Origin of the sequence: Actinomycetospora corticicola (assembly GCF_013409505.1) — a bacterium.
Classification (GTDB): domain Bacteria; phylum Actinomycetota; class Actinomycetes; order Mycobacteriales; family Pseudonocardiaceae; genus Actinomycetospora; species Actinomycetospora corticicola.
This window is the reverse complement of the sequence record NZ_JACCBN010000001.1, coordinates 1,888,173-1,906,601: the sequence shown is the minus strand read 5'-3', so window position 1 is coordinate 1,906,601 and position 18,429 is coordinate 1,888,173. Positions and strand designations below refer to the sequence as shown.

Here is an 18,429-nt window from a genome sequence, read left to right as displayed (position 1 = left end):
GACCATCGCGCCGATCCGCCGGAATACCCCGTCGTCCACTGCGCCTATCCTCACCGGCCCGAGACCCCGGGCCCTACCGACGCGTGGGAGAGCCCGGACGGTGGAACTCCAGGTCAGCGGGCCACGAGAGCCCGCGGACGGACGGGAGGAACCGTGCAGATCGTCAGGCTGCCGCTGCAGATCGCCGAGTCGGTGTTGGGCGTCGTCGGCATCCGCGTGGGCACGGAGGAGCCGCACTTCCTGCGCCGCCCGCTGACCCCGGCCGTGGAGCTGCGCCGCTACGGCCCGCGGATCGCGGCGGAGACCGTGGTCGCCGGGGACGAGGAGAACGCCCGCAACGACGGGTTCCGGCGGCTCGCCGGCTACATCTTCGGGGCGAACCACCGCGGGGAGAGCATCTCGATGACCGCGCCGGTCGCCCAGCAGCCCGCGGGCGGGGAACGGATCGCGATGACCGCGCCGGTCGCGCAGGCCGCGGACGCCGACGGGTGGCGCATCCGGTTCTTCATGCCGTCGCGCTGGAGCCTGGGGACGTTGCCGACGCCCGACGACGACGCCGTCCGCCTCGTCACCGTCCCCGCCGAGACCGTCGCGGTCCTGCGCTTCAGCGGAGATCGCGGCCGCACGGCGGTCGCGGCCCGCACCGAGGAGCTGCTCGCCACGCTGCGGGAACGCGGCATCACGGTGACGGGGGAGCCGGGCGCCTGGTTCTACGACCCGCCGTGGACCCTGCCGTCCCGCCGGCGCAACGAGGTCGTCGTCCCGGTGGACGTCGACTGGGGCGAGACGGTGTCCGGCACCACGTGACCGCGGTTACAGTCCCCGGGAGAGACCCGGGAGGCGCCGTTGATGACGTCGGACGCCACTGACGAGTGGGAGAGCCTGCTCTCGGCCACGCACCTGCCCTGGTCGGTCCGGGTCCCGACGACGAGTGGGGACTTCCGGGCCGTCGTCCGCCGGCAATGGATCGACGACCTCGCCCTGCTCGACTGCGAGTGCGGCCCGTGCAGCGGGATGCGCGGTCGCAGCCAGATCGCCGCGACCGACGGCGAGCACCTCGTCGTCCTGATCAACCGCGGCGGGAGCGAGACCGTCGGGCAGGACGGGCAGGAGGCGCTGTTGCGCCCCGGCGACGCGGTGGCCTGGGACAGCGCCCGACCGGCCCGCTTCGCGGTGTGGGAGCCGCTGGTCAAGCGCAGCCTCGTCGTCCCACGCGCGGCGGTCGAGGGCCTCGACCTCACCGGCGGCGTGGTCATCGACCGGGACACCCCGGCCATGCAGCTGCTCACCGGTTACCTCGACACCTTGAGCCGCACGTTGCCCCACCTCGCGGGGGCGGCGGTGACGGCGGCCCGCAACGCGACCCTCGAACTCGTCCGCGGGGCCCTGCGACCGGACACGGCCGTGGACCCCACCGCCGCCCGCCCCGCCCTGCGCGACCGCGCGGACCGGTGGCTCGACGCCCGGCTCGCCGACCACGACGTCGGGGTGGAGGCGGCGGCCGCGGCGCTCGGCGTCTCGGTGCGCACCGTCAACCGGCTCTACCGCGAGACGGGGGAGACCTTCACGACGGTGCTGCGCGCGCGACGGCTCGCGCGGGTCCGCGCGGACCTGCTCGCGGGCGACGCGACCGTCGCCGCCCTCGCCGCACGGTGGGGCTTCTTCGACGCCAGCCACCTGACCCGCAGCTTCCGCGCCGCGTACGGCTGCTCCCCGCGCGACTATCGGCGCCGCGCGTCGACGCCCGAAGCCGTCGCGCTGGTACCGGCGGCGGGCGCTCCCGTACACGCGCCGACCTGACGCCCGCCGCGACGCTCACGGTGCACCGGAGCACCGAGGAGGCACGTCATGGCCCGTCGCGATGTCGAGTTCAGCGCCGAGGACGTCACGCTGCGGGGGTGGTTCTACCTCGCCGAGGGCGCATCGGGACCCGCCCCCGTCGTCGTGCTGGCGCACGGCTTCTCGGCGGTGAAGGAGATGTACCTCGACAAGTACGGCGAGTCCTTCGCCGCGGCCGGCCTGAACGCGCTGGTGTTCGACAACCGCAACTTCGGGGCCTCCGACGGCGAGCCGCGCCAGGAGATCGACCCGGTCGCGCAGGTCCGGGACTACCGCCACGCCATCACCTACGCGAGCTCGCTCGACGAGGTCGACCGCTCCCGCGTCGGCGTGTGGGGGTCGAGCTACTCCGGCGGGCACGTCCTCGTCGTGGCCGCGATCGACAAGCGGGTCAAGGCCGTCGTCGCCCAGGTCCCGCTCGTGTCCGGCTACGAGAACATCCGTTCGCTGGTGCGCTCGGACTTCATCGGCGGTTTCCGCGAGCAGTTCGACGCCGACCGGGAGGCCCGCGGCCGCGGGGAGGCCCCGGCGACGGTCCCCGTCGTCGACAAGGACCCCATGGCACCCTCCGCGCTGCCCACGCCGGACTCCTACCAGTGGTTCACCGAGACCCACGAGCAGCGCGCGCCGTCCTGGCGCAACGAGGTCACGCTGCGGACCGTCGAGATGCTCTCGGAGTACGAGCCGATCAGCTACATCCACCGCATCAGCCCGACCCCGCTGCTCATGCTCGTCGCCCGGCAGGACGTCCTGACGCCGACCGAGCTCGCGATCGGCGCCTTCCAGCAGGCCCGCGAGCCGAAGAAGCTCGTCGTCCTGCCGGGCGGGCACTTCGACGCCTACGTCGACGGCTACGACCACTCCATGCCCCCGGCCCGCGACTGGTTCCTCGAGCACCTCGGGGGCTGAACGGACTCCGCGCGGGGGGCGACCTCCCAGGGCACGGCACGACGGACACGCCGAGCGAGTCGATGCCCGTGAAGGCGCCGACCGTCTGCGACCCGCCGTAGGCGTGCAGTAGTCGACGGCTGGTGATGCAGTAGTCCCGTCACTCGGATGGCGGCTTCTGTACCACGGAGCGTGCCTCACTATGACCTGAGCCACAGTCGGGTCGGCGTATCCGGGGGGCCACGAGGATGGAGCGGGTCGGCGAGTACGAGCTCCTGTCGCTCATCGGTGAGGGCGGCATGGGGGAGGTCTGGCGCGCCCGCGACCTGCGCCACGACCGCGACGTCGCCCTCAAGCTCCTGCCGGACTCCCTGTGCGAGAGCGAGGAGTACCGCCACCGGTTCCGGCGGGAGTCCCATCTCGTGGCGCGGCTCCGCGAACCCCACCTGATCCCGATCCACGACTTCGGCGAGATCGACGGGCGGCTCTTCCTCGACATGCGCCTCGTCGAGGGGCGCTCCCTGCAGGACCTCCTCGACACGGAGGGTGCACTGTCGGCGCACCGCACGGTCGCCTACCTCGCCCAGATCGCCGACGCCCTCGACGCCGCCCACGCCGACGGACTCGTGCACCGCGACGTCAAGCCGTCGAACGTGCTGGTCACGCCGAGCGACTTCGTCTACGTCGTCGACTTCGGCCTCGCCCACCCCGTCGGCTCGCCGCACACGCAGCTGACCCAGGCCGGCGTCGCCATCGGCACGTTGGAGTACATGGCGCCGGAGCGCTTCGCGCAGCGCCCCGTCGACGCCCGGACCGACGTCTACTCGCTCGCCTGCGTGCTCTTCGAGTGCCTGACCGACGAGAAGCCCTTCCCCGGCGACCTGCCCACCCAGATGTACGGGCACCTGACCCTCGACCCGCCGCGGTGCAGCGAGCGCCGCCCGGGGGTGTCCGCCGCGTTCGACGCCGTCGTCGCCCGCGGGATGGCGAAGGCGCCCGAGGACCGCTTCGCGACGGCGGGTGAGCTGGTCGCCGCCGCCCGGGTGGCGCTGCGCGCCGCGGCCCCCGCACGCCGCGCCGCGGGTGCGGTGCGCCTGCCCGCCGACGCCGCCGTCACCACGCTGGTGCCCGGGGCGGCCCTCGCCGTCGCCACGCCGAGCGCCTCCCGGGCCGCGGCGGCACCGCCCCGGCCCCCCGTCCCCGGGCGGTCCGCCGCCCGCGACCCGCACCCGTCGGGCCCCACCCCCGGGGCCCCGCTGCCCGAGCTCCGCACACCGCCCCCGGTCAGGCGTCGCCGCCGCGGCCTCCTCGTCGCGACGGCGGGTGCGACGGCGGTGGTCCTCGCGGTCGTCGTGCTCCTGCTGACCGTGGGGCTCCCCGGCGCCACCCCCGCCGCGCGGCCGACCCCGCGGCCGGCGAGCCCGACGCCGACCGTGGTCGCGACCGTGCCGGTCGGATCGTCGCCGGTCGCGATGCAGGTCGCCCCGGACGGGCGGTTCGCCTACGTCGCCAACCGCGACGCCGGGACGGTGACCGTGTTCGACGTCGCGGCCGGCGCCGCCGTCGGGACCATCCCGGTGCCGGGCAGCCCGCAGGCCCTCGCGTTCTCCCCGGACGGCGCCGAGGCCTACGTGGCCCTGCTCGGCGCCGCCGGCCCGACCGGTGAGGTGGTCGTCGTCGACACGGCGAGCGGCACGGTGACCGCCCGCGTCCCCACCGGCTCGCGGCCCGCCGCGCTCGCCGTGGCCCCGGACGGCGGTCGGGTCTACGCCTCCGATCCCGACGGCGGGTCGGTGACGGTCGTCGATCCCGGCTCCGACGCCGTGGTCGACCGGATCGCCGTCGGCGCCGGCCCGCACGGCCTGGCCGTCTCGCCCGACGGCACCCGCCTCGCCGTCACCAACGACGACGCCGACCGGGTCACCGTCGTGGACGCGGCCGGCGGTCCGCCCACGCCGACGCCCGTCGGCCGCGCGCCCCACGCGGTGGCGTGGCACCCGACCGAGCCGTGGCTGCTCGTCGCGGACTTCGCGGGCAACGGCCTCTCCGTCGTCGACGCCGGCGCCGGGCGGGTCCTCGCGACGGTGCCCACCGCGGTGCACCCGCAGGCGGTCGCCCCGAGCGCCGACGGCCGCTACGCCTACGTCGCCGCGATCGACGCCAACGTGGTCCAGGTCGTCGACCCGCGGACCGCCACGGTCACCGCCACGATCCCGACCGGGCGGGCCCCGAGCGCCGTCGCGGTCACGCCCGACGGCCGCACGGCCTACGTCACCGACCTGCTCGACGCGACCGTCACGGTGCTGCGGGCGGCGTCGTGACCGGCCCGACGACGGCCGGGCCGACCCGGGAGATCCGGCTCGGCCCGCCCGCCGCCCCCCGGACCGGGGACCGGCGCCCGGCCGTTGCGCCGCGCCCGTCCGAGGACGGTCGGCTCGACCGCGTCGTGGAGCGCCGGTGCGACGAGTTCCGCCGGGTCGGGCGCGCCCACCACCTCGCCGTCGAGATGGGCGGCGCGACCGTCGGGGCGCTGTCCTACGTCGACCTCGACACGTCGGCGACGCGCCTGGCCCGTTACCTGCGCCGGCGCCGGTTCGCGGCCGGGGACCGGGTGGCGGTCCTGCTCGAACGCGCCGCCGACGCGCTCGTCGCGCAGCTCGCCGTCGCGAAGCTGGGCGCCGCCTGGGTGTCGCTGGACCACGGCCTGCCCGACGCGGCCCTCGCCGCCGTCGTGCACGCCTCCGGGGCCGGCGTCGTCCTCACCACCGCCGAGCACGCCCCCCGGCTGCGGGCCACGGACGTCGACGCGGTGTACCTCGACCGGGTCGCCGGCCACGTCGACGCCGAGGACACCCGGCGACTGACCCCCGCCGAGCGCGGCACGGTCGGCGACGCCCCGGCCTACGTCGTCGTGCACGCGCAGGACGACGACGGCGGACGTCCCACCGGCGCCGACCCCGCTCTGCGGGCCCCCGCCGTCGACCACGCCGCGGTCACCGACCGGGTCCGGGTCCTGGGGGACCTGTTCGGGCTGACCGGCGCCGACCGCGTCCTGCACGACCCCGCCCGGGGATCCGACCGGGCGGTGCTCGAGACGTGGGTGCCGTGGTCGCGGGGTGCCACGGTCGTCACCCCCGCGCCGGGCGAGCACCTCCGTGGCCCCGCGCTCGCGGCGTTCCTGCGCGCCACGGGGACGACGGTCCTGGTCGCCGAGCCGGCCGAGCTCGACGACGTGGACCCGGACCTCCCGGACCTGCGCCTGCTGGTGCTGGTCGGCCCCGAGCCGCCCGCGGCGACGGTGGCGCGCTGGCAGGCACCGGGCCGACGGCTGCTCGGGGTGCACGGCGCCCCGGAGGCCGGGGTCGTCGCGCTGTGGACGGAGCTCGCGCCCGGCCGCGAGAACACGGTGTACCGGGCGGTGCCCGGCCTCGACGTCGTCCTGCTCGATCCCGCCGACCCCCGCCGGGCCCTGCCCCCGGGCCGGGTCGGCGAGATCGGCCTCACCGGCCGGGGCGTGGCGGGCGGCTACGTCGGCCGGACCGACCTCACCGACGAGGCCTTCGTCCCGATCCCCGGCCAACCGGGCCGGCGCACCTTCCGCACCGGCGACCTGGGACGGCTCACCCCCGACCGCGGGGTCGAGTGGGTCGGCCGCGTGGAGGGTGCCGGCGGCCGCGGACGACGCGTGCGCCCGGTCGCCGCCCCGGCGCCGACCCTCCGACGCTCCGGGACCCCGGGCCGCACGTCGGTCATGCCGCTGCCCGCCCGTCCCGCCGCACCCGTCCCGCCGGCCTGGCCCACCGCCCTCGACGCGCCCACCGTGGCGCAGCCCGCGGAGACCGTCCACCTCGACCTCGGCGGCACCCTCGCCGTCCCGACGGTGGCCGTGCCCCCGGTCCCGCCCCGGCCGACCGCGCCGGGCACGCCGAGTACACCGGGCACGCCGATCCGGATCCGTCCCGGCGGCGGGTCCCCGCCCGCGACGCCCGCGGCGGACGCGGGCGCGGCCTCCACGGGGGTGCGGGCCGCGCTCGCCGCGATCCTCGCCGAGGTCCTCGAGCGGCCGGACGTGCCCGCGGACGCGGACTTCTTCGCCGACCTCGGGGCGGACTCGCTGCTCATGGCGCGCTTCTGCGCCCGCATCCGCAAGCACCCGGACCTGCCGTCGGCCGCGATGCAGGACATCTACCAGCACCCGACCCTCGCCGGGCTGGCCGACGCCCTCGCACCCGCCCCGGTGACCCCCGACGTCGCCGGGGCCGCCCGCCTCCGTGCGGGCCTGGCGGCGACCCTCGCCGAGGTCCTCGGCCGCGGTGACGTCCCCGAGGACGCCGACTTCTTCCGCGACCTGGGCGCGGACTCGCTGCTGATGGCGAGGTTCTGCGCGCGGCTGCGCAAGCACCCGGAGCTGCCGTCGGTGGGGATGCCCGACATCTACCGGAACCCGACCCTGCTCGCCCTCGCGGCGTCGCTCGCGCCGGCGGCGGGCGCGGCGGGGGCCGGGGACGCCGAGGAGACCGACACCCCCGCGGACACGGGGACCGACAGCGAGGGCGCCGACTCGGACCGGCCGCGGGCGGGGACCGCCGCCTTCGTCCTGTGCGGGGTGGCGCAGCTGCTCTGCTTCCTCGCCTACAGCTACGTCGCCGCGGTGCTCCTGACGTGGGGCGCGACCTGGGTCACGGCGGCCTCGGGACCGCTCGCGGTCTACGGCCGGGCGGTCGGCGCGGCGGCCGCGGGCCTGGTCGCGGCGACCGCGCTGCCGATCCTCGCCAAGTGGGTGCTCGTGGGCCGGTGGCGACCGGGGTCGGTCCCGGTGTGGAGCGTGGCCTACCTGCGGTTCTGGGTGGTCAAGACGTTGGTCCGCAGCAGTCCGGCCACCCTGCTGTTCGCCGGCACCCCGCTGCACACCTGGCACCTGCGGGCCCTCGGCGCGCGGGTCGGGCGGGGCGTGGTGATCCTCAGCCCGCAGATCCCCGTCTGCACCGACCTCTTCAGTGCCGGCGACGGCACGCTGATCCGCAAGGACGCCGTCGTCGCCTGCTACCGCGCGCACGACGGGCGGGTGGAGATCGGCGGCGTCAGCCTCGGCGCGCACGTCGTCGTCGGCGAGTCCACCGTCCTCGACGTCCGGACGGCGATGGGGGACGGCGCCTCGCTGTCGCACTCCTCCGCGCTGCACGCCGGCCAGACGGTCCCGGCGGGGGAGCACTGGCACGGCTCGCCGGCCCGGCGCGCGGACGCCGGCCTGCCCCCGGTCCCGCCGGCGCCCGCCACGGGAGCGCGCCGGGTGCTGTACTCGCTCGGCGTCCTCGCCCTCGCCGTCGCCGTCGTGCTGCCGGCCGGGCTCGTCGCGTTCGCCGCGCTCAAGGCGCTCGTGCCGGCGGCCGCCGCGCTCCTCGAGCCGCCCGCCGGCTCGCTCGCCGACCCGGCCTTCCACCTCCGGACGCTGCTGCTCTCCGGCGGCATCTACCTCGGCGCGATCGTGCTCGGGCTCCTGCTCGTCACCACGCTGCCCCGCCTGCTCGCGATCGGCCTGCGCCCGGACACCGTCCACCCGCTCTACGGGCTGCGGTACTGGCAGCACCGCGCGATCGGCACGCTCACCAACGTCAAGCCCTTCGTCGAGCTCTTCGGCGACAGCTCGGCGATCGCCCACTACCTCGCCCTGGTCGGCTACCGGCTGCGCCCGATCCGCCAGACCGGGTCGAACTTCGGCATGGCGGTCAAGCACGAGAACCCGTTCCTCACCGTCGTCGGCCCCGGCACCGTCGTGGCGGACGGCCTGTCGGTGATGAACGCCGAGTACTCGGCGACGTCGTTCCGCCTGTCCGCCACGCGGATCGGGGCGAACAACTTCCTCGGCAACCGCATCGCCTACCCGCCGCTGGGCCGCACCGGGGACGACTGCCTGCTCGCCACGAAGGTCGCCGTCCCGCAGCACGGACCCATCCGGCAGGGCGTGGGCCTGCTCGGCTCGCCCAGCTTCGAGATCCCCCGCACCGTCGCGCGCGACAGCGAGCTCGACGTCACCGACCCCGCGGAGCTCGCCGCCCTCCTGCGCCGCAAGAACCGGCACAACGCGGTCTCCATGGGCCTGCACCTGCTCGTCCGCTGGATCTACACCTACCTGGTGCTGCTCTCGGTGGCACTGGTCGCGTCGCTGCCGATCGCCGCGGGCGCCGCCGAGGTCGTCGGGGTCGAGGTGCTCGGCCTCGTCGTCCTCGCCCTCTGGTTCGCGCTGGTGGAACGGTGCCTGCGCCCGCTGATGTCCCGCGCCCCCGGCGGGTGCTCGATCTACGACCGGGCGTTCCTCCGGCACGAGCGCTACTGGAAGGTCCCGGCGCCGGACTGGGTGCAGATCGCCAACGGCACGCCGTTCAAGGCCTGGATCTGGCGCCTGCTCGGCGTGCACGTCGGGAGGCGCGTGTTCGACGACGGCGCGAACCTCACCGAGAAGTCCTTCACCTGGCTCGGCGACGACACGACGCTCGGCGAGGGCACCGTCATCCAGTGCCACTCCCAGGAGGACGGCGGGTTCAAGTCCGACCACGTCGTCGTCGGCGCCCGCGTCACGCTCGGCGTCGGCTCGTTCGTGCACTACGGCACCACGATCGGCGACGACGCGGTCCTCGCCCCGGACACCTTCCTCATGAAGGGCGAGGAGGTGCCGCCGGGGGAGCACTGGAGCGGCAACCCCGCCCGCGCCACGCGGTGCTCCCCGGGTCCCCGACGACGGGTCCCGCCGCCCGCCGCCGCCCCCCACCCGGTGCCCCCGCCCGGCCCCGCACACCTGATGGGCCCGACGGGCCCGGCCCCCCGGTCCGGCCCCCCGTTCCCGGGACCCCCGCCCCCCGGCGGCCCGCGTGTCGCACCCCGGCCCGGTGCCGGCCTCGTCGACGCCACCGCCCGCCCGAGAGAGGACCGACGGCCCCGATGACCACCGTGCAGGACACCGCCACCAGCGCCCGCCCCGACTGGCGCGCCGTCGTCGCGAGCGGCGCCACCCCGCTGCCCGCCTGGCACCCGGGCCCGCCCGGCCCGGAGCGCACCGGCAGCCGGGTCGCGCCCGTCCCCGCCGACCTCGGGGCGATCGTCCGGCGGGTCGCCCACGACCACGGTGTCGGGGTCGGCTCCGTGGTGCTCGCGGCCCACGCCCGCGTCGTCGCGGCGCTCACCGGCGAACCCGACACCCTGACCGCCCTCGCCGTCGGGCCGGACCACGAACCCCGGCCGTGCCGCGTCGACACCGGGGTCGCGTCCGGCTCCGAGCTGATCGCGGCCGCGCACGCCGCGCTGGTCCGCGCCGCGGGCGTGCCCGACCCGGAGGGCACCGACCGGACCCTCGCCGCCCTCCGCACCGACCCCGCCGTCGGGACCTGGCCGCCGACCGTGCTCGACACGACCGCGGCAGAGGACCCGGGACCGGCGCCCCTGCCGGACGCCGCCGTGCTGCGGGTGGTCTGGGGCGTCACCGCGCTGCGGGTCGACCACCGCGCCGACGTGCTCGACGACGACGCCGCCGGCCGCGTCCTCGGCTACCACCTCACCGCGCTGCGGCAGCTGACCGCCGACCCGGCCGCGCCCCCGACCCGGGGGTGCCTGCTCGGCCCGGAGGAGCTCGCGTTCCAGGTGGACGGGCTGGCCGGCCCGACCCGCGAGCTGCCCGACCGCCGGCCGCACGACCTGGTGCGGGACCAGGCGGCGCTGCGCCCGGACGCGGTCGCCCTCGTGCGGGGCGAGGAGTCCTGGACCTACCACGAGCTCGACGAGCGCTCCGACGCGATCGCCCGGGCCCTGCTCGCCCGCGGGCTGGGCGCCGAGGACGTCGTCGCCGTCGTCGCCGAGCGCACCGTCGGCTGGGCGGCCTGCGTGCTCGCGATCCTCAAGGCGGGCGGGGCCTACCTGCCGCTCGAGCCGCACTTCCCCGCCGACCGCATCGCGACGGTCCTCACCCGCGCGGGCGCCCGCTTCGTGCTCACCGAGCCCGACGCGGCGACCACCCTCGACGAGGCCCTGGCCGGGCTCGGCGCGGCGGGCCCCACCCGGCTGCTGGTCGCCGAGGCGTGGGCCGAGCACCACCCGGACGTCGACCCCCACGTCGAGGTCGGCCCCGAGCGGCTCGCCTACCTCTACTTCACCTCGGGCTCGACGGGCGAGCCCAAGGGCGCGATGTGCGAGCACGCCGGGATGCTCAACCACCTGCTCGCGAAGATCGACGACATGGGCGTCGACGAGCACTCCGTGGTGGCCCAGACCGCCCCGCAGTGCTTCGACATCTCCCTCTGGCAGCTGGTCGCGGGCTGGCTGGTCGGCGCGACGACGGTGCTGGTCGAGCAGGAGGCCGTGCTCGACGTGCCGCGCTTCGTCGACCTGCTCGCCCGCCACCGGGTCACGGTCGCCCAGCTCGTGCCGTCCTACCTCGACGTCGTCGTCTCCTACCTCGAGCAGACCCCGGTGGCGCTCCCGGACCTGCGGCGCGTGGCCGTCACCGGCGAGGCGGTGAAGAAGGAACTGGTGGTGCGCTGGTTCGCCGTGCGGCCCGACGTCCCGCTGGTCAACGCCTACGGGCTCACCGAGACCAGCGACGACACCAACCACGAGGTCCTCACCGCCGTGCCCGACCACGAGCGGGTCCCGCTCGGGCCGGCCGTGCAGAACGTCCGCGTCTACGTCGTCGACCCGGCCCTCCAGCCCGTGCCGCTCGGCGCCCCCGGCGAGATCGTCTTCTCCGGGGTCTGCGTGGGCCGCGGCTACGTCAACGACCCCGACCGGACCCGCGCCGCGTTCGTGCCCGACCCGCTGCGCCCGGGGGAGCGGCTCTACCGCAGCGGCGACCAGGGGCGCTGGCTCCCGGACGGCAAGCTCGACTTCCTCGGCCGCCGCGACCACCAGGTGAAGATCTCGGGCTTCCGCATCGAGATCGGCGAGATCGAGAACACGATGCTGCGGGCGCCCGGCGTCCGGGACGCCGCGGTGGTGGTCAGCGAGCGCCCGGGACGCGGCAAGCAGCTCGTCGGCTTCTACGGCGCCGCCGCCCCCGTTCCCGACGACGAGCTCCGGGGCCTGCTGGCGGCCTCCCTCCCGCACTACATGGTGCCGCCGGTCCTGCACCACCGCGACGCCCTCCCGGTCACCGCCAACGGCAAGATCGACCGCAAGGCCCTGACCGCGCTGGCCCTCGAACTCGACGCCCCGGCGGACCCGGTGGGCGACACCGCGCCGCTGACCCCGACCGAGCAGCGCCTCGCCGCGGTGTGGGCGCCACTGCTCGGGGTCGACGAGAGCGCCATCGGCCGCGACGCCCACTTCTTCGAGCGCGGCGGCTCCTCGCTGCTCGCCGTGAAGATGGCCGTCCGGCTGCAGAAGGCCGTCGGCCTCCCCGAGATCGGCGCACACCCCGTGCTCGCCGACCTCGCCGCCCTCCTCGACGAGCGCAGCGGCGGCTCCGACCCCGCCGGCTCCGACCCCGCCACCCCCGACCCGAGCCCGGCCCCGTGACCGCCCAGGAGGCGACCATGTCCACCGCCGCTGCCCCCGCACCCGCCCCCGCCGCGACCGGCGGGATCCCCGGCTTCGCCGTCGTCCCGGGGGCGCAGGTCGCCGCCGCCCTGCACGGCCGCGAGCGCGAGATCGTCGACGTGGTCGCGCAGGCCTACCGGATGCACGGCGAGGGACGGACGAGCAACCCGCCGTCGTACTTCCTGCGCTTCCCGGACAAGCCGAACTCCCGGATCATCGCGCTGCCCGCCTCGGTGGGCGGTGACGTCGGGGTCGACGGCATCAAATGGGTGTCCAGCTTCCCCGACAACGTCGCCGAGGGCCGCCCGCGCGCGTCGGCCGTCCTGATCCTCAACGACCACGCGACCGGCTATCCGTTCGCCTGCCTCGAGGCCTCGATCATCAACGCGGTGCGGACGTCGGCCTCGGCCGCGCTCGCCGCCGACCGGCTCACCGCCGGGCGGACGCGGCCCCGGCGGGTCGGGTTCTTCGGCGTCGGGCTGATCGCGCGCTACCTGCACACCTACCTCTCGGGGACCGGGTGGGAGTTCGACGAGGTCGGGGTGTTCGACCTGAACCCGGAGAGCGCCGCCGGCTTCCGCGGCTACCTCGACCGCCACGACCCGACCACCGCGGTGACCGTCCACGAGGACGCCGGGTCGCTGATCCGGAGCAGTGACCTCGTCGTCTTCGCCACGGTGGCCGGCGAGCCGCACGTCCACGACCCGGCCTGGTTCGACCACCACCCCCTGGTCCTGCACGTGTCGCTGCGCGACCTCGCCCCGGAGATCGTGCTGGACGCGACGAACGTCGTCGACGACGTCGACCACTGCCTGCGCGCCAACACCTCGCTGCACCTCGCGGAGCAGCAGGTGGGCCACCGCGACTTCGTCGACGGCACGCTCGACGACGTGATGGCGGGCCGGCTGACACCGCCGGAGGGCCGGACCGTGGTGTTCTCGCCGTTCGGGCTCGGCATTCTGGATCTCGCCGTCGGAAAGGCCGTGTACGACGAGATCGCCCACGCCGGGAACCTGCAGGAGATCGACGGCTTCTTCCACGAGATGCAGCGCTACGGGACCGGGCCCGAGCGACGTTGAACGATTCCAGAATGGTCGGTGACCGCGGGTGACCGGGCGTGGCGAAAAGTGTCAGGTCAATTCCGGAGAGCGTCCGGATGGGACATGCTGTGCGCCACACGGGACCAGGGTGAGGGGGTAGGGCGATGAACCGTTCCGACGACTCGGGCACCACGGTGCGGATCGAGCTGCACGGACTCGACGCGGCGACCGTCGCCGTGGCCCCGGGCACGACGGTGCAGGTCTCCTACACCGACGACGGCCGGGCGGCGCTGGTCGCGCCGGATCCACGGTCAGGCCGGTCGGGCCCGCCGCCGGTGCGCGACGGCCGCCGGACGGCGGGACCACCCGCGCCGGCGCCGCCCGCGCCCCGGTCCCGGCCGCCGCACGGCCCGGCGCCGAACGTCGTCTCGGCCCCCCAGCAGTTCAACACCCACGACCTGTTCGTCGACCTGCGTCCGATCGTGGACCAGGCGCTGTTCTGCAAGGTCGAGGGAATGAACTTCGCGGGCTCGGTGAAGCTCAAGGCGGCGGCCGCGATGGTGGAGGCCGCGGAGATCGCGGGCCAGCTCAATCCGTGGTCGATCATCGTGGAGTCGTCGTCGGGCAATCTCGGGGTCGCCCTCGCAATGGTGAGTGCGAATCGCGGCTACCGATTCATCTGCGTCACCGACGACCGGTGCAATCCGCAGACCCGCCGCCTCATGGAGACCTACGGCGCCGAGGTGCACGTGATCTCCACGCCGCACCCGGAGACCGGGCTGCTCGGGGCCCGGTTGGAACACCTGAAGGACCTCTGCGACCGCAACCCCGACACCGTCTGGCTCAACCAGTACGAGAACCCCGCCAACGCCGGCGCCCACTACGCGGCGACCGCCCCGGCGATCGCCCGGGCGTTCCCCGGGCTCGAGGTGCTCTTCGTCGGCGCGGGGACCTGCGGCACGCTCATGGGCAACGCCCGCTGGTTCAAGCAGCACCGGCCCGACGTCCGCGTCGTCGCGATCGACGTCGAGGGGTCGGTGAGCTTCGGGGGACCGGCGTCCCCGCGGCACATCCCCGGGCTCGGCATGGGTATGACGCCGCCGGCGCTCGACCGCTCCCTCGTCGACGACGTCGTCGTCGTCCCGGAGACCGACACCGTCCGGATGTGCCAGCGGTTGGCGATGCGCGGGTTCCTCTTCGGAGGCTCCACCGGCACCGTCGTCGCCGGCGCCGCCCGCTGGCTCGCCCGGCACGCCACCCCGACCACGCCCGCGGTGACCCTCGCGCCCGACCAGGGCGAGCGCTACCTCGACACCGTGTACTCCCCGGCGTGGCGCGAGGAGCACTACGGGAGCGCCGGCCAGCTCTCCCGCCCGCACCGGCTGCCCGACGCGGGCGCCGCCGTCCCACCCCCGCCGTCGGAGGAGTGACCATGTCCGCGACCCTCGGACCCCCCGCCCCGCTCGACCTGCAGGCCGGCCGCCCGCCGGTCCTGCGCGCCGACGGCGCCGCCGACCCCGTCGGCTGGGCGCACCACCACCGCACCGAGGTGCGCCAGATCCTGGCCCGCCACGGGTCGGTGCTGGTGCGCGGGCTCGGGCTGCGCGACCAGGCCGTCACGGCCGCGGTGATGCAGCGGCTGACCTCGGGGGGCCTGACCGGCGAGCGCGAGCCGTTCGCGCCGCGCACCCGCCTCGTCGACGGTCTGCAGTCGGCCACCCCGTGGCCCGCGAGCCAGCAGATGTGCCTGCACAACGAGCTGAGCTACGTGCCCGACCCGCCGGCCTTCATGTTCTTCGCCTGTCTGGCCGCGCCCGCACGGGGTGGCGCGACCCCGGTCGGGGACGGGGCGGCCGTGCTGCAGGCGCTCCCGCCCGCGCTCGTCGCCCGCTTCGAGCGGGAGGGCTGGCTGCTGGTCCGCCACTACAACGACGACATCGGGGCCTCCTGGGCCGAGGCGTTCGGCACCGGGGACCGCGGCGCGGTGGAGCAGTACTGCCGGGCGAACGGCATCGAGTTCGCCTGGGACCCCGACGGCGGGCTGCGCACCCGGCAGCGGCGGCGCGCGATCGTCCGGCACCCGGTCGACGGGCGGCCCTGCTGGTTCAACCAGGTGGCGTTCCTCAGCGAGTGGGCCCTGGACCCCGACGTCCGCGAGTACCTCGTCGAACTCCACGGACCCGACGGCCTGCCGTTCACCACCCGCTTCGGCGAGGGGGAGCCCATCGGCGAGGACGTCGTGGACCTGATCAACGGGGCGTACACGGCGCACACGCTGCGCGAGCCGTGGCAGGCCGGGGACCTACTGGTGGTCGACAACATCCGGACCGCGCACGGACGGGACGCCTACGAGGGCGACCGCACCGTCGTCGTCGGGATGGCGGACCCGGTGCGGATGTAGGGAGCGGGAGGTGGCGCACGAGCGGTGCACCCGCCCGGACCGGCGGGCGGTCCTGGCCGGCGGGGTCCTGGCCTCGCTGACGGCGGCCTGCGGTCCCGCCGCGCCGCCGTCCGGGGGGAGCGCCGGCTTCGCGCCCGGCCGCCCGGTGGGCGGCGCCGTGGCCGGGGGACCGGGCACGGTTCTCGGGCCGGCGGACGCGGTGCCCCGCGGCGGGGGCGTCGTCTACGAGCGCTTCGCCGTCGTCGTCACCCGCTCGACGGCGGGCGATCTTCGCGGCTTCTCGGCGGTCTGCCCGCACGACGGGTGCCTCGTCGGCGAGGTCACCGACGCCGCGATCGTCTGCCCCTGCCACGGCAGCCGCTTCGACCTCGACGGCGCGGTCACCCGGGGCCCGGCCCTCGGTCCGCTCGCGGCCCGGCCCGTCCGGGTGGACCGCGGACAACTGGTACTCGACGAGGCAGGGCGGACGGGATGACCGTGTTCGGGCAGTACGAGATCGGCGAGCTCATCGGCGCGGGCGGGATGGGGCAGGTCCACCGCGCGTTCGACACCCGGCGCAACCGGGACGTGGCGCTCAAGCTGCTGCCCGAGTCGACGAGCCGGGACCCGATCTTCCAGCGCCGGTTCCGGCAGGAGTCCTACGCGGTCGCGAAGCTCCGGGAGCCGCACGTCGTCCCGATCCACGACTACGGCGAGATCGACGGCCGGCTCTTCATCGACATGCGGCTCGTGGACGGCAAGCCGTTGGCGCAGGTCATCGAGGAGACCGGGCCGCTCGGGGCCGAGCGCGCCGTCGCCCTCGTCGCGCAGGTGGCGGAGGCCCTCGACGCCGCCCACGCCGAGGGTCTCGTGCACCGCGACATCAAGCCGTCCAACATCCTCGTCACGCCGAGCGACTTCGCCTACGTCGTCGACTTCGGCCTCGCGCACGCCGCGGGGCACACCCGGTCGTGGGCGACGGTCTCCGGGGCCACGCTCGGCACCCTGGACTACATGGCGCCCGAGCGGTTCGAGAACCGCGAGGTCGACGCCCGGACCGACGTCTACGCGCTCGCCTGCGTGCTCTTCGAGTGCCTGACCGCCGCCAAGCCGTTCCCGGGCTCGGACCTCCCGTCGCAGATGTACGCGCACGTCTACCTCAGCCCGCGGCGCCCGAGCGAGGTCGTGCCCGGGATCGACGACGCGCTCGACGACGTGGTCGTGCGCGGGATGGCCAAGGACCCGGCCGAGCGCTACGCCGGCGCGGGCGAGCTCGCCCGCGCCGCCCGGGCGGCCCTCGGGGCGTCGACGTCCGGCCCGGTCCCGGTCCCCGAGCCCGCGCCGAGCGTCTCCGCGCCCGCGTCGGCCCCCGTCCCGGTGGCCGCCGGCGCGTCCGTGTCCGCCCCGCCGTCCGCCCCCGCGGCACCCGCCGGGGCGGCCACCGCGCTGGACGCCCCCACCACCACGGTCGCGACCGCCGAGGCGCCGACGGGCACCGAGGCCCGGACGACCGCCGTCCCGACCTCCGGCCGCCCCCGGACGGCCGGCCCGTCGTCCGGGCGGGCCGCGCCGCCACCGGCACCGGCACCGACCCCGCCGTCGTCACCACCGCCGTCCCCGCCGTCCCCACCCGGCCGGCCCGCCGAGTCCGCGGGCGCCCCCGCGCCGTCGCCCCGGGGGCGGCGGACGGTCCTGCTCGCCGCGGCCGTGGTGCTGCTGGTGGTGGTCGTCGCCGTCACCGTGGGCGTCGTCGTCGGCCGGAGCACCGGTTCCGGGGGCGGCGGGTTCGCCGCCGGGCAGCAGGGCGGGGCGGCCGCGCCGACCCGACCCGTCGTCGCGAACTCCGTGGCGACCCCGACCGTGGCGCAGACCGTGCCGGTGGGGCCGACGCCGGGCTACATGGAGATCGCGCCGAGCGGGAAGTTCGCCTACATCGCGAACCGGCAGGCCGGGATGGTCACCGTCTTCGACACCACCCGGAACACCGTCACCGGCACCATCGCGGTCCCGGAGGGCGGACCGCAGTTCGTCGCCTTCTCCCCGGACAGCTCGCGGGCCTACGTCAGCGTGACCAACCAGGACTACTCGGTCAGCGAGGTCGCGGTCATCGACACCGGCACGGCCGCCGTGGTCGCCCGGGTGCCCACCGGCAAGCGCCCGTTCGCGCTGCACGTCTCGCCGGACGGCTCGCGGGTCTACGTGCCCAACCACGACTCCAGCTCGATCACGGTCATCGACACCGCGGACGACAGCGTGGTCACCACGATCGTCGTGGCCCCGAACCCGCACTGGGTCGACCTGTCGCCGGACGGCACCCGGCTGTACGCGGCCAACCACGAGTCGAACCTGCTGACCACGATCGACACGGGCACCGACGCGATCCTGAGCACGACCCCCGTCGGGAAGAGCCCCCACTCGATCGTGCGGATGCCGAACTCGCCGATGCTGCTCAACGCCAACTACGACGACAACACGCTGTCGGTGACCGACACCGACACCAACCGGGTCGTCGCCACGGTGCCCACCCAGGACCACCCGCAGGACATCACGTTGGCCGCCGACAACAAGCACGCCTACATCGCGCCCGTCGACGCCAACTCCATCCAGGTGCTCGACACGCAGACCCTGCAGATCACCGCGACGGTCCCGACCGGCCGCGGCCCGACCAGCGTCGCGGTCGGGCCCGAGGGACGGCAGGCCTACGTGACCAACCTGCTCGACGGCACCGTCACCGTCCTCAACATCGCGAGCACCGCCTGA

At 75.7% G+C, this 18,429-nt stretch carries 11 protein-coding genes; all 11 read left to right on the top strand.

Annotated features, from left to right (window positions below):
• The first annotated feature begins 153 nt into the window (after nt 1–153).
• The 11 genes from BJ983_RS09080 to BJ983_RS09030 all read left to right on the top strand — a co-directional run bounded on the left by BJ983_RS09080 (nt 154) and on the right by BJ983_RS09030 (nt 18,429).
• Nucleotides 154–807: a heme-binding protein gene (locus tag BJ983_RS09080; protein ID WP_218890177.1), complete on the top strand. Its 654-nt coding sequence runs from the start codon at nt 154–156 to the stop codon at nt 805–807.
• Between the two features lie 42 nt (nt 808–849).
• Nucleotides 850–1,800, top strand: a complete 951-nt coding sequence (locus tag BJ983_RS09075; protein WP_179793513.1) for a helix-turn-helix domain-containing protein — start codon at nt 850–852, stop codon at nt 1,798–1,800.
• A 48-nt stretch (nt 1,801–1,848) separates the two neighbouring features.
• Nucleotides 1,849–2,748, top strand: a complete 900-nt coding sequence (locus tag BJ983_RS09070) for an alpha/beta hydrolase (protein WP_179793512.1) — start codon at nt 1,849–1,851, stop codon at nt 2,746–2,748.
• Between the two features lie 227 nt (nt 2,749–2,975).
• Entirely contained in the window at nt 2,976–5,048 is a 2,073-nt protein-coding gene (locus BJ983_RS09065) for a serine/threonine-protein kinase (RefSeq protein ID WP_179793511.1), read from the top strand.
• On the top strand, nt 5,045–9,667 hold the full coding sequence (locus tag BJ983_RS09060; protein WP_179793510.1) for a Pls/PosA family non-ribosomal peptide synthetase: 4,623 nt from the start codon (nt 5,045–5,047) through the stop codon (nt 9,665–9,667). Before BJ983_RS09065 ends, BJ983_RS09060 begins: the two co-directional genes overlap by 4 nt.
• Nucleotides 9,664–12,228: a non-ribosomal peptide synthetase gene (locus BJ983_RS09055; protein WP_179793509.1), complete on the top strand. Its 2,565-nt coding sequence runs from the start codon at nt 9,664–9,666 to the stop codon at nt 12,226–12,228. The genes BJ983_RS09060 and BJ983_RS09055 overlap by 4 nt, the downstream gene beginning before the upstream one ends.
• A 17-nt stretch (nt 12,229–12,245) precedes the next feature.
• Complete coding sequence (gene sbnB, locus BJ983_RS09050; protein ID WP_179793508.1) at nt 12,246–13,328, top strand: 2,3-diaminopropionate biosynthesis protein SbnB; 1,083 nt, start codon at nt 12,246–12,248, stop codon at nt 13,326–13,328.
• Between the two features lie 125 nt (nt 13,329–13,453).
• Complete coding sequence (gene sbnA / locus BJ983_RS09045) at nt 13,454–14,719, top strand: 2,3-diaminopropionate biosynthesis protein SbnA (RefSeq protein WP_218890175.1); 1,266 nt, start codon at nt 13,454–13,456, stop codon at nt 14,717–14,719.
• A 2-nt stretch (nt 14,720–14,721) separates the two neighbouring features.
• Nucleotides 14,722–15,690 (top strand): TauD/TfdA family dioxygenase, encoded by a 969-nt coding sequence (locus tag BJ983_RS09040; RefSeq protein WP_179793507.1) that lies wholly within the window; start codon nt 14,722–14,724, stop codon nt 15,688–15,690.
• Nucleotides 15,691–15,700: 10 nt separating this feature from the next.
• On the top strand, nt 15,701–16,165 hold the full coding sequence (locus BJ983_RS09035) for a Rieske 2Fe-2S domain-containing protein (protein ID WP_179793506.1): 465 nt from the start codon (nt 15,701–15,703) through the stop codon (nt 16,163–16,165).
• Entirely contained in the window at nt 16,162–18,429 is a 2,268-nt protein-coding gene (locus BJ983_RS09030; RefSeq protein WP_179793505.1) for a serine/threonine-protein kinase, read from the top strand. The genes BJ983_RS09035 and BJ983_RS09030 overlap by 4 nt, the downstream gene beginning before the upstream one ends.

Bases quoted from the DNA above. Each gene is read 5' to 3' on its own strand.
- BJ983_RS09075 (WP_179793513.1), top strand. From the start codon at position 850: ATGACGTCGGACGCCACTGACGAGTGGGAGAGCCTGCTCTCGGCCACG.
- BJ983_RS09070 (WP_179793512.1), top strand. From the start codon at position 1,849: ATGGCCCGTCGCGATGTCGAGTTCAGCGCCGAGGACGTCACGCTGCGG.
- BJ983_RS09065 (WP_179793511.1), top strand. From the start codon at position 2,976: ATGGAGCGGGTCGGCGAGTACGAGCTCCTGTCGCTCATCGGTGAGGGC.
- BJ983_RS09055 (WP_179793509.1), top strand. From the start codon at position 9,664: ATGACCACCGTGCAGGACACCGCCACCAGCGCCCGCCCCGACTGGCGC.
- sbnB (WP_179793508.1), top strand. From the start codon at position 12,246: ATGTCCACCGCCGCTGCCCCCGCACCCGCCCCCGCCGCGACCGGCGGG.
- sbnA (WP_218890175.1), top strand. From the start codon at position 13,454: ATGAACCGTTCCGACGACTCGGGCACCACGGTGCGGATCGAGCTGCAC.
- BJ983_RS09040 (WP_179793507.1), top strand. From the start codon at position 14,722: ATGTCCGCGACCCTCGGACCCCCCGCCCCGCTCGACCTGCAGGCCGGC.
- BJ983_RS09030 (WP_179793505.1), top strand. From the start codon at position 16,162: ATGACCGTGTTCGGGCAGTACGAGATCGGCGAGCTCATCGGCGCGGGC.